This window comes from Micromonospora sp. NPDC051925 (genome assembly GCF_044548625.1).
Classification (GTDB): domain Bacteria; phylum Actinomycetota; class Actinomycetes; order Mycobacteriales; family Micromonosporaceae; genus Micromonospora.
Genome location: NZ_JBIUCH010000048.1, coordinates 1 through 10,623 on the forward strand (window position 1 = coordinate 1; position 10,623 = coordinate 10,623).

Genomic DNA, 10,623 nt, shown 5'->3' on the forward strand with positions numbered 1-10,623 from the left:
GGACCTTGGCATGCCAACAGAACATCAGCAAACACGCAAACTGCACTCATCGAGCAGCGGCTATTGATCCATGCTCAAGTGAAAGACCGAGGTTAAGCAACCCTCCGGCATCGTGCTGTGGTGAATGCAGCGGGAAGGATCCGGATTGCTATCGCGCAAGATCCGATCTTCGAGGTCATCGCCCGTACACACGCAGCCGTGAACGGTTTCTGGGTCAGCATCGCGGTACCCGCCCAGTGCGCTCCGGCCGGGCCGGCGGCGGTGATCGGCCCGCACGGCAATGTGCTCAAGCACGCCCGTTCGGAGGCCCCTGAGGTGATCCGTATCGACCTTGACCGCACCGACCCCGCGCTCGATGTCACGCTGAATATGGCCCGGCCGTGACGAGAAGCCGCACGCGCCGGTCATAACTACGCCTCCCGGCGCAGCACCGATCGTGCCAGCATCTGAGGCCATGCTCGGGGCGCGGAGCCCTTGTGATCAGGGCCGACCGCCTGATTCGCGTGGTGGGATCCTGGTCCGTGATTCGGTTGGCAAGCCGCCGGAAACGCCGACGGGCGGTCTTGCTCCACAGGGTGGGGCCCGACCTGGTGAGGTCGGGGTCATCCCGGGCGGGCGCTGTTGCGGTCGGGCCGCCGGTGGCGTCGGGGGAAGGGCTGGCCGGGAAGGTACCGCCAGCCCTCGTCAGTTTCCCGCTGACTCAGCTCGTCGTGCTTTGGCGGACCACCCGCCTCGATGAACTGCCGGGCGGCGCCGATACGTTGAACGAAACACCGGAGGCACTTCGGCTTGGTCGGGGGCAGGTGGCTGTGGAGGGTCCAGTCGAGGAAATACGCCCCTCAGAGGTGAAGAATCCCGTCGTAGTCTTCGTCGTACCACCCGTCGGTGTTGTGCTTCTGGATGGTGCCCGCGACGCGCGTCAGCATCAGCACGTCGCCGTTGAGGGTCAGGGCCGCGTCCTCGGCCCTGCCGGCGAGGATCCTGGCCACGATCGCCAGCATGTGGGGTTTGCCCTTGTCGGTCAGGGTGTCCTTGCGCATTGAGAAGCTGACGTCGACGTAGGTTTCCGGCTCCCACTGCCACAGGGAACCCCCGTCATCCTCGGCGCAGTAGTAGCCGTGCCGGCCGCCGGTGATGTCCACGACGTACCCGCGCTCGTCGTTCAGGTCAGCGCTGAGCATCCTGCCGCCGGACGCCGTGGATGTCTCGACCGCTTCGGGAGCAGCCAGCTCCGCCACCTGCTCCAGTGGGATGTCGCCCGCCAGTGTCAGCCGGTACTCGACAGCCATTTGCACCCCTTCATCAGTCTCGCCGGATGATCTGCATGATCGCACCGTCGCGCGTCACCGCCGCCAGTTCCTTCAGCCCTGTGATGGGCCAGTCGTGGAACTGCTTGTGCAGGCCGGCGAGGTCTCCTCGCCAGTCGTGGAGGTTCAACATCACGCGTTGGGTCTGCTCCGTGTCAACCTTCCTGGACACGGCGCTCCAGACGGCGCGGGACGGAATGGGAGGAGTGGGCGCGTAGCAGTCGAAGACATGCCCCTCGATGAGGAAGTCGGGTGCCTTTTCCGGCCTCCCAGAATCCCCGGTCTCGCGTCGCGCGTCCGCGACCTCCTGCCTCGTGGGGTTCTGGTGAACCCGGTACCCCTTGCCGGCCACCCTGTCGGCGCACTCGTTCTCCAACTCCAGGGCACGCCGCTCCCGTGGCTTCTCGTTTGCGGAGATCCGGGTTCGTCGTCCGGTAGGCGTCCCGCCGGCGAAGCCGGTGGGACGCCTGGTCCACGGGATTGACGCGTCAGTGTCCGTGGAGACAGTTCCGTCCAGGGTGGGGGTCGTCGGGGATGGGCTGCCAGTGGTAGCGGGGGCGGGGCTGGCCGGTGGATGACCGCCAGCCCCTGTCAGTTTCCCGATGACCCCAACTGCCGGGCCTGCGCGATCGCCGCTTCGACGGCCTGCCGGGCCCCGCCGGTGCGCGCAACGACCAGCACCAAGACCTGCTTGATCCCGTCCAGGGCCTGCAAGAGCGGCCCGGGTTGCCCACCCTGCAGAATCACGGCGACGAGTTGCTGCGCCTCACTGACTCCGGTGATGGCACCGGCTGCCGCATCGCGCGCGGCATCCACGGCGCTCTGCACCGGCCCCAGTCCGGCGATCGTCTCCTGTGGGGTGGCCTCGTTCGGGACCGCCGCAGTGACCTTCGTCGCCTCACCGATCAACCCGGCCAGACTTCCCAGGCCGCCCTGGATGCCCGTGATCGCGCTACGTACCCGGGCCATGCCCGCCGCCACGGCAACGAAGCCCGCGCCCGCGGCCCGCAACGCCACCTCCTGCGCCTGATTGTTGGCGGCGGCTGCCAACCCCTGGGCACGTTCAACCCCGGTCATCAACACACGGAGTTCACCGGTGATCTTCTCGATTTGCGACACGTGGCCGGCATCCCCAATCGATGAGCATGGAAGTGATCGACAGCTGAACCTATCGGGCTACTCGCGAGGCCACCAGACACCGGCGAGGCGGTCGGCACCACAGACAGACGCGCTGGATTCGAGAATCACCGATGTTTCAATGGTGGCAGTCGGTCAGTCGGTCCGTCGCCGATAGCGCAGCCCTGGTGCGCGATCGAGATCGAGAACAAATCCACTGGGCCCTGGCACATCCTCATCCGCCGAAGAGGTATTGAGTGTCAGCGTGTAGCCGTCCGCAACGTACGTGGACCCGTTGCAGGTAAGGCGGTCGGGGGTTCCCCGACGCCACAAGAACAGTGAGCCGGCACTGCGGGTCAGACGTACCGAGCCGGGCACCTCGGCGCAGGTGTAGGTACCGAGCGTGGTGTGGGGCGCTTGGGGGTCGACGCCGCCCGGGGTAGTGACCTTGGGAGCCGAGGGGCTGTGCAGCGCACGAGACAGGGTCTGACCCGGATCGACATTGGAGTTGTGGGTTAGGTCAGCAAGGGCGGCGACGGCCACGTGGTCGGCGGCGACATCGGTGTGATTGGACAGGCAAGTGACGCGTAGCCCTGAGCCGGTGAGGTAGACGGCGGCAGAAAATCCCTGTTCGTGGCCGTAGTGGAATACGGCGGTGCGGCCGGGGCGCGGATCGGCATACAGCCCGGCGCCGTACGTGAACGGCGCGTGGTCGCTGGGTTGGTAGCCAAGGTGCTGGTCGAACGGGAGCGCGTCGTCGACCGGGGGGTGCCATTCGTGCCAGAGGTGGGCGAGCCAGCGGTCCAGGTCTGCGGCGGTGCACCACAGGGAGCCGGGGCCGGGCAGGGTGACCGGGCGCTGCTGGTGCTGCCATCCGCTGGCGACGGCCTGGTAGCTGGCGGCGGCACCTGGGATCACCTCGCGTGGATCGGTCTTGAAGCGGGCCGAGGTCATGCGGAGCGGGGTGAAGACGTGCCGGTCGGCGATCTCGTGGAGTCCCGCGCCGTACGCGTGCGTGAGGACTTCAGCGAGGAGGAGGTAACCGGTGTTGCTGTACAGGAAGCGGCCCGGCTCGACGGCTCGGTGCCGCTGGCGGTAGGCGAGTTCAAGCAGGTCGTCGGCGGTGTAGTGGTCGAGTTCGCGGAAGCCGGCCAGGGACAGGAGGGACTCGGCGTCCCGTACGCCGCCCTGGTGCTGAATGAGGTCGCCGATGGTGATGTCGGGGATGCGGAAGCGGGGCAGGATGTGGCCGGCGGGCCGGTCCAAGGTGAGGAGGCGGTCGCGGGCGGCGCGGATGCACAGGTACGCGGTGATCTGTTTGGCGACGGAGCCGATGTTGAAGGCGGTGTTTTTCCCGATGGGCACGGCGAGTTCGAGACTGGCCATTCCGGTGTGCGCCTGCGCCGTCGGACGGCCGGCTTGGCCGACCCGCAGGATGACGCCGGGCTCGCCCAGCCGGTCCGCGAGGGTGGTCTCGGTAGCGGGGGCCGAGGTGTCGGTGGAGTTCACAGGCTGAGGGCTTCGCGGTGGACGGAGCGCAGGCGTTCCCGCAATGTGGGGTCGGTGATCAGGGCGAGTGCTCGGTCGTGGTCGGTGGCGGTGGTGGCAAGCAGGCTGCGCTGCTGCTCCAGGTATGCGGTCAGGAAGCGGTACAGGTCGCCGCTTGTTTCGGGCAGGACGCGAGCGGTGTAGAGCATGGTGAGGGGGAAGGCGAAGCAGGCGTGCAGGAAGCCGAAGGCGGGCCTGTTCGTCTTCTTCCAGGGTGAGTAGAACCTGACTTCGTCGCTGATCTCGCAGGCGGTGGCGTTAAGGGCGTCGTTGAGCCAGTTGTGGCCCGCCTCGTGGATCAGGTCGCGAGCCAGGACGAGGGGCTCGTTGACGTGGTCGCAGTAGATGGTGCCGGGTAGCCGGGTGATGGTCCAGCTATCGAGGATGTCGCCGAGTTGCTTGTGGCGCAGCAAGCAGACGACGATTGCGTGGCCGGCGAGAAGGTCGGCGAAACCGCTCGTTGCGCCGGTGGCGTATGCGGTGGCGGCCAGGTCCCGCAGGCCCGGCGGGGCAGCGGTGGTGTCCGGGCCCAGTACGTAGTAGGGGGTCTCGGAGATCGCTGAGCGGGGCAGACGGTCCACGTCGGGGGTAAGGACGATGCGCGGACCGACGGCAGTGGATATCGACACCGCCGAGGCGTTCGCGTCGGGATGGGCGCCGTACCAGTTGAAGGTGGCGGTATCGCGCCGGCGAGCGGCAGCCTCAGCGCCTTCGAGCACGTGGTGGGCGAGGCAGTAGTCGGCGGCGGTCGTTTCCGGCGAGTCGGGGATGCTGGCCGTCCGTTGGGCGGTGGGCTTGAGGACGCTGCGGATCCGGCTGGTGCGGTCGCGGTGGTGAGCCTGAATGGGGGCGTACGAGAACATGGCGGGCGCGTCCACGGGTTGGTCCTTCCGGCGGGCTGGGCCTGGGGCCGGCCCCGAGAGGGTCCGGCCCCAGGAGGTACTCACCGGCGGCGTGCCGCCGGTGGGTGTGGGCGTTCAGGCGTCGGCGCCCTCGGCTGCCGCGGTGCTCGCCGGGGCCTCGGCGGTCGGCCAGCCCTCGGCCGAGACGCTGGAGGTGTGGCGGGTGCTGCGGACGGTCTCGTCGTCGCCGCGCAGGTCGTCGACGGCGGCGAGGAAGTCGCTGATCCGGTCGTTGTCCATGAGTGGGCTCGTCCTTTCCGAACGGGGTGTGGGCCGTGCACCTTCTGGAGCCGGTTCCTGAGGCGGTGAGCGGGCGGTGGGCACCACGTCTCCTTCCGGTTGATGGTGGGTCAGCTGCTGCGCTGGGCTGGCGTGGCGACGGGGGTGGCCGCTTGGCGCAGGGCATCGCGCAGCTCTCTCATGGCGGGCCGGTCCTCGGGTGCCGGGGCGAGCGCCGCGGTGATGATCGGACGGAATCCGGCGGGCACGGTGTGCAGCCCGGAGGGGCCGTGGCGGGGGATGTCGGCGCACAGGTAGCGGTAGGTCAGGACCGCGAGGCTGAACACGTCAGCCGCTGGGGCGGCGCGGTCGTAGGAGGTGGCGTACTCCGGGGGCCAATGCACCTCCGGGCCTCGACTGGCGGGGCCGCGCGGGGTGTCGGCGCGTCGCGCGGCACCGAGGTCGGTGATCAGTCCCTGGCCGTCGTGAATGAGAATGTTCTCCTGGTAGACGTCGCGGTGCACGATCCCGCGCTCGTGCAGGTTCCCCAGGCCCTCGGTGACGTCGGCCAGAATGCGCAGCCCGGCCGTCACGTCGTCTCGGTTGAGAGTGGTGGCGAGGTGTGCCCGGAAGTTGCCTCCGCGGCAGTGGGGCATGGTGTACCAGTCGAACCGATCGGTGCTGCCCTGCTCCAGTAGCGGCACGACGTGTGCGGCGCCTCGGGCGGCGCGGGTGACGGCGATCTCGTGGCGAAAGTCTTCACGTGTCAAGGCCCTTTCGGCCTCGGTCATCTCCGCATACCAGTAGAAGCCGTAGGCGGCCTTTCGGGCGGCCTCGTCGAGCTCGGCGACGACGTGGTTGCTGCCGAAGCCGGCCTTGAGGACCACCGGAGGTGCGGCGTTGCGGCTGGCGAGCACCAGAGTGCTGGCGCGGGTAAAGCAGAGGAGATCGTGGACGTGCCAACCGGCGTCACGAAGCAGGTCAAGGACCCAGGCGGCGGGGTGCATCGGGTGCAGGTGCATGGGCTGCCTCCTCATGATCGCGACGCGTCGGGTGGGGGTTGGCGGAGCCGGTCCAGGCAGGCGGCGGCCAGCCGGCCGAGATCAGGTTCGGTGGCGCACGGGTGGCGCAGCACGGGCAGGCCGGTTGCCTCGGTCCACGCGTCGGCGGCCTGCCCGTACAGGTCGGCATACCGAGCAGCGGTCGAGTGGTCCTCCCCGAAGCGACGCGTGGTGGGCCGCTTGGACAGCCGGGCATGGCACAGCCCGGGCTCGGTGGTGAGCAGGACGATCAGGTCCGCCTGCGAGGTCGTGACCTCGGCGAGCTGCTGAACGTAGTGGGCGACAGGACGGTCGTGCAGCAGTGCGAGCAGGCAGGCGGTCGACAAGGTGAGCCGGTCGGCGATGACCGGACCTAGGGACAGGGCGGGGGCGAGGTTGTGGCGAGCATGGAGTTCTAAATCGCGGCGGACAGCGGCCATCGCCCGCACGCCGTCTGCGGCCGGACGGCCGGCCCGCAGGCCGATGATGGGACGGGTTGCCTCCAGCGACAGCCAGGAGAACTGGCCGACGTGCCCGAGGCGGATGTCCTCGCGGGCGGCGCTGGCCAGGATCCGGTCGCGTAGCGTGCTCTTCCCGGCTCCGGCGATCCCCTCCAAGGCCAGCAGCATGCCTCGCTCCTAGTCCTTCTCGGCAATCAGCCAGCTGATAAGTTTCGCGACGCGGCCGAGGGTGACCGGTTCGGTGCCGTGGGTGAGCTGGGAGCCGTAGAGCAGGGCGGTGCCCGGGGCCGGGCTCACGCTCCAGCGGGTTCGGGGCATGGCCGTATACCAGTCCGCAGAGTGGTCGGCACCGTCGTGGGCCAGCCACATACCGTCCGTGAAGCCGTGTCCCTGGGCGTCGTGGTCCAGGCGGGTGTTCCACAGGCGGTCGCTGGACGTGCTTTCGACGTAGAACGCACCGCCGGTCTCCGCCTCGTGGATCACGACGCTGATGCCGGCGATCTGTCGCGGCCAAGCGAGTGGGTCGGGGGCGATGCCGTCAAGGTGGCCGGTGATGTGCTGGCCGGGGCCGTACTCGACGTAGGTCCACGGCCGGCAGGCGGTGATCGATGGCATGACGCGGGACAGGGCGGGGCGGGCGCGGTCGAAGGCGCGCTGAAGTAGGGCCTCCGCTCTGTCCGGGATGATCGGGACCTCGATCCGTCCGGCCGGCTCGTAGACGGCCATGGCTTGCTCGTTGGAGTGTCCGGGGATCTCGTGGATGGAGGTGGCCCGCTTCGCGCCGAAGCGGAGCCGGGCCTCGTCGGTGAGGAAGTCGTTCATCATGGCGGCGAGCCGGTCCCGCTCCTCGGCGTCGACGAACTCCTCGACGCTGCCGACCGCGACGGTCTCGGCGATGTGGATCACGAGTCGGTCCTCCTTGTCTCGAGCACTCGGCGGACGTCGTCCAGGCCGGTGCAGTGATTGAGCCAATTGGCCACAGGGCGGTGGCCGTCAGTGATCGGGCTGGCCCATAGAGCCAGCAGTTCTCCCGTCAGCGGCAGTTCCTCCGCGCCAGGCAGCGCCTCTGATTCGGTCAGCCGATCCAGTGCCGGGCACCGGGCCGCGTGCTGTGTGGCGAAGGCCTGCCCCAGCCGTGCCGCCGTTGCCAGTTCGCAGGACCGCAGGAGCGTTTCGGCAGGCTCAGCCCGCTGATAGCTGCGGTGCTCGGTAAGTGCCCATCCAGCCCCGACCGCTGCGGCGGCGGCCACAACGCGGCAGGTGGCACAGCACGCGTCCTTGGCCTTCGGGCACGGGTGATCGTGGGCGGGGAGGGTGGTGGCGACCTCGACGAGAGCCGCCCAGGCGGAGTCCGTCAACAACTCACCGACGGTGCTGCGCTCTGGGTCCGGCCCATGGTTGCAGCACGCCGGACCAGGCCGGCGCGGGGCGCTGGGAAGGAGCGAGGGCTCGATGAACAGGGCGTGGAAGTACACGATCCGGCCCAGCAACTGATGGATCGTCAGCGAGGCTGCGACGCTACCCATGGCGCCTCCTCATCGGTCGGAGTAGTGCTCTGAGGCGCTGGGCAGCGGCAGCCGTCCTCGGTTGGTCGCTCGCCGCGCAGCGCGTCGGCGACGGCACGGGTGGCGGCGTCAACGGCGTCGAAGTACGCCGGCCAGTCGTGTCCGGGACGCGGGAGCAGCGCCAGGTCGAGTACGGGGCTCGTCCGTCCGGTGGTTTCGCACGTCAGCTCCGCCCTTCCGATGGCCACCTGCACCGCGGCGGGTAGGTCGGTGGTCACAGCGGCGACGGCGCGGCACAGGGCGGCAGCGGCTCGCGCGTACTCGGTTCGGTCGCGTGGAAGGATGCCGACCCGGCGCTCGGCGGGCGGCAGGTCAAGGCCGGGAGAGGGATGTCCCTGGCAGCTGTCGTACGTGATCAGGCGCCAGTCCTGGGTGACAGTGTCGACGAGAGGGCGGACGCCGGGCTCGATCGCTTCTCGCCACTGCGGGTGGGCCGGGTCGAGGTCGTCGGCCTCGTGAACGCCGGGCAGGCCGACGGTGTTGATGTTGCCGTGCGAGCTGGTGCGCAGCCGCACAGGCGGACGGTTCGCCTCGGCGTGGTCCCAGCGGGCGAGGAAGGAGGCGACGTCACGCATGCTGTTCGGCGTACGGGGGCGCAGGCGCACCGTGCGGCACCAGGCGCCTTCCGGGTGTGCGGGTTGGGCGAGGAGTGCGGCGATGCCGTCGATCATCCGCATCCGGTAGTCGCAGTAGGCGTCCTGGTCGCCAGTCTGGTCCTGACGCCAGCGGGTGGCCACGCAGCCGCCGCCGCAGGTGGACCGGTACGCGCAGGTGGTGCACCGCCCCATGAGCGCCTTGCCCTGGTTGAGCAGGGGCAGCCGCCGCTGAGCCGCGACGACCGCGCTTTGCCTGAGAGTCTGGTCCAGAAGGGCGAGTTGGGCCTGCGGCCAGGGCAGCTCGTCACAACTGCCGAGCCGTCCGTCCGGATAGAGCGTGAAGACGTGGTCGCACTTCAGGTTCGAGAAGTGGCAGAAGCCGGTATCCAGTCCGCGCAGTCGTCGGATGGTGGAGACGGCCGGTTCGAGTTTCAGCCGGGTGAAGTGCCCAGCGCCGATCCAGCGGACGGTGGCGGCGAGCACGAATTCGGCGTACTGGCCCGGGGTGGTCGCCCAGCCGGGCCCTTGTGGCCCGCGCAGGGCCGCGCGCTGGAGGAGTCGGCTCGCAGGGAGGCGTTGCCCTTGAGAAGCGGTGGGGTTCTGGACGGGTGCATCGAAGCAGGGCACGAAGCTGACGGCGTTGACCGCCTCGAAGCCGGCAAGGTGGTCCAAGACGGCCCAGGCGCGGCCGAGCACTGTCGGAGTGACCGCGGCGATCACGCCCACCCTTCGGCCACGCTCGGCCAGCAGCCGCAGCGCGCTGGCTACGCGCGGGTAGACCCGCCGCCCGTCGTACCCGACCCGCCAGGCGTTGCCCGCCTCGTCTCCGTCGAGGGAGATGCCGATCTGGAGACGTGGATACAGGGCGTCAATCAAGTCCAGCCACTGCTCATCGAGCAACACGCCGTTGGTTTGCATCGACACCCGCACCACGCTGGGCTGGGACGCGAGTTCACGCAGTACCTCGGCGACGTGGTCGCGTCCGGCGGTCAACGGCTCGCCACCATGTAGTTCGACGGCGATCGGGCGCCCCAGGAAGAGTTCGGTGAGCCGACGCACTTGGCCGGCGTCGATCCGGGCTCCCCCCGGGACCTCCTTGCGCTTCTCGTAGCAGTACAGGCAGTCGATGTCGCAGGTCTCACCCCGTAGCTTGAGGATCACCGAAACGGCACTGTCGGCGTCTCCGACGTCGAGGCCGCGGTACAGGTGGGCCATCGGGTCGTGCTGATCGGTGGTGCCGTGCATCGGCTGCCTCCCAGGCGTGGGGCCGGACCGGACGGGGATCAGTCGTAGAGGCGTCCCAGCAGGGCGCCCTGGCCGGACTGGAGGATGTGGGCGGCCTCCAGCGGAATCCAGAAGCATTCGAAGTGCGTCGGCTCCTGCTCCCCGTCGTGGTCTTCCTGGCTCATCCACCGTTCCGATGTCGGCTCGGTCAGTTCCAGGTGGAAGACGTGGCGGCGCTGGAGCTCGAACCGGTACGGGCTGATGTCGTACTCGGTCTCGCCGAGCTTCCGCACAACCTTGAAGTCCTTCAGGCCGGTCTCCTCATGGGCCTCGCGCAGCGCCGCCGCCTCCGGCGTCTCGCCGGCGCGGACGCTGCCGGCCGGAACCTGGATACCGACTTCCTCGTAGCTGTAATCGGTGTGCCGGAAGACCAGCAGCTTGCCGTCCCGTACGACGTAGCAGAGGACCTTTTCCTTGGTGACCCGCTCCGGCATGGGAGAACCCCTCCTCATTCGTTGACTTCAGAAGCTCGTAGGCCCACAGGTACTAATAGTGCTTTGTTAGGTTGTTCCGGTGTGTCGCTTGTAGGGCTTTTTGGGTTGTGTTTGGCTGCCCTGGTGGACGAGCGAGGACTCACACGGGTGC

The 10,623-nt window shown here is 68.8% G+C and carries 13 protein-coding genes; 1 reads left to right on the top strand and 12 read right to left on the bottom strand.

Annotated features, from left to right (window positions below):
* The first annotated feature begins 120 nt into the window (after positions 1-120).
* The gene (locus tag ACIG87_RS32110) at positions 121-384 is read left to right on the top strand and encodes a hypothetical protein (protein WP_396855378.1); all 264 of its coding nucleotides are present in this window, start codon (positions 121-123) and stop codon (positions 382-384) included.
* A 455-nt stretch (positions 385-839) separates the two neighbouring features.
* Here ACIG87_RS32110 and ACIG87_RS32115 read toward each other — a convergent pair whose 3' ends face one another.
* From ACIG87_RS32115 to ACIG87_RS32170, 12 genes are all read right to left on the bottom strand, one after another.
* Entirely contained in the window at positions 840-1,289 is a 450-nt protein-coding gene (locus ACIG87_RS32115; RefSeq protein ID WP_396855379.1) for a SitI3 family protein, read from the bottom strand.
* Between the two features lie 13 nt (positions 1,290-1,302).
* A complete protein-coding gene (locus tag ACIG87_RS32120; RefSeq protein WP_396855389.1) occupies positions 1,303-1,725 on the bottom strand; it encodes a hypothetical protein in 423 nt (140 codons plus the stop codon).
* A gap of 173 nt (positions 1,726-1,898) precedes the next feature.
* Positions 1,899-2,426: a DUF6244 family protein gene (locus ACIG87_RS32125; RefSeq protein WP_396855380.1), complete on the bottom strand. Its 528-nt coding sequence runs from the start codon at positions 2,424-2,426 to the stop codon at positions 1,899-1,901.
* 153 nt (positions 2,427-2,579) lie between these two features.
* Positions 2,580-3,932 (bottom strand): serine hydrolase domain-containing protein, encoded by a 1,353-nt coding sequence (locus ACIG87_RS32130; RefSeq protein WP_396855381.1) that lies wholly within the window; start codon positions 3,930-3,932, stop codon positions 2,580-2,582.
* Positions 3,929-4,849: an aKG-HExxH-type peptide beta-hydroxylase gene (locus ACIG87_RS32135; RefSeq protein ID WP_396855382.1), complete on the bottom strand. Its 921-nt coding sequence runs from the start codon at positions 4,847-4,849 to the stop codon at positions 3,929-3,931. The genes ACIG87_RS32130 and ACIG87_RS32135 overlap by 4 nt, the downstream gene beginning before the upstream one ends.
* A gap of 99 nt (positions 4,850-4,948) precedes the next feature.
* Positions 4,949-5,113 carry a hypothetical protein gene (locus ACIG87_RS32140; RefSeq protein WP_167493917.1) on the bottom strand — a complete coding sequence of 55 codons (165 nt, stop codon included), beginning with the start codon at positions 5,111-5,113 and terminating at the stop codon, positions 4,949-4,951.
* Positions 5,114-5,223: 110 nt separating this feature from the next.
* The gene (locus ACIG87_RS32145) at positions 5,224-6,114 is read right to left on the bottom strand and encodes a protein kinase (RefSeq protein WP_396855383.1); all 891 of its coding nucleotides are present in this window, start codon (positions 6,112-6,114) and stop codon (positions 5,224-5,226) included.
* 11 nt (positions 6,115-6,125) lie between these two features.
* Positions 6,126-6,761, bottom strand: coding sequence for a hypothetical protein (locus tag ACIG87_RS32150; RefSeq protein WP_396855384.1), 636 nt, complete (start codon positions 6,759-6,761; stop codon positions 6,126-6,128).
* A gap of 9 nt (positions 6,762-6,770) precedes the next feature.
* Positions 6,771-7,499 (bottom strand): hypothetical protein, encoded by a 729-nt coding sequence (locus tag ACIG87_RS32155; RefSeq protein WP_396855385.1) that lies wholly within the window; start codon positions 7,497-7,499, stop codon positions 6,771-6,773.
* Complete coding sequence (locus ACIG87_RS32160; protein WP_396855386.1) at positions 7,496-8,119, bottom strand: hypothetical protein; 624 nt, start codon at positions 8,117-8,119, stop codon at positions 7,496-7,498. The genes ACIG87_RS32155 and ACIG87_RS32160 overlap by 4 nt, the downstream gene beginning before the upstream one ends.
* The gene (locus tag ACIG87_RS32165; RefSeq protein ID WP_396855387.1) at positions 8,095-9,999 is read right to left on the bottom strand and encodes a radical SAM protein; all 1,905 of its coding nucleotides are present in this window, start codon (positions 9,997-9,999) and stop codon (positions 8,095-8,097) included. The genes ACIG87_RS32160 and ACIG87_RS32165 overlap by 25 nt, the downstream gene beginning before the upstream one ends.
* Before the next feature lie 38 nt (positions 10,000-10,037).
* Positions 10,038-10,472 carry an NUDIX domain-containing protein gene (locus ACIG87_RS32170; RefSeq protein WP_396855388.1) on the bottom strand — a complete coding sequence of 145 codons (435 nt, stop codon included), beginning with the start codon at positions 10,470-10,472 and terminating at the stop codon, positions 10,038-10,040.
* Positions 10,473-10,623 lie beyond the last annotated feature (151 nt).

What these genes read in the sequence shown, in the direction of transcription:
- ACIG87_RS32165 (WP_396855387.1), bottom strand. Translation starts at nt 9,999, where the DNA reads ATGCACGGCACCACCGATCAGCACGACCCGATGGCCCACCTGTACCGC.
- ACIG87_RS32145 (WP_396855383.1), bottom strand. Translation starts at nt 6,114, where the DNA reads ATGCACCTGCACCCGATGCACCCCGCCGCCTGGGTCCTTGACCTGCTT.
- ACIG87_RS32140 (WP_167493917.1), bottom strand. Translation starts at nt 5,113, where the DNA reads ATGGACAACGACCGGATCAGCGACTTCCTCGCCGCCGTCGACGACCTG.
- ACIG87_RS32150 (WP_396855384.1), bottom strand. Translation starts at nt 6,761, where the DNA reads ATGCTGCTGGCCTTGGAGGGGATCGCCGGAGCCGGGAAGAGCACGCTA.
- ACIG87_RS32170 (WP_396855388.1), bottom strand. Translation starts at nt 10,472, where the DNA reads ATGCCGGAGCGGGTCACCAAGGAAAAGGTCCTCTGCTACGTCGTACGG.
- ACIG87_RS32115 (WP_396855379.1), bottom strand. Translation starts at nt 1,289, where the DNA reads ATGGCTGTCGAGTACCGGCTGACACTGGCGGGCGACATCCCACTGGAG.
- ACIG87_RS32160 (WP_396855386.1), bottom strand. Translation starts at nt 8,119, where the DNA reads ATGGGTAGCGTCGCAGCCTCGCTGACGATCCATCAGTTGCTGGGCCGG.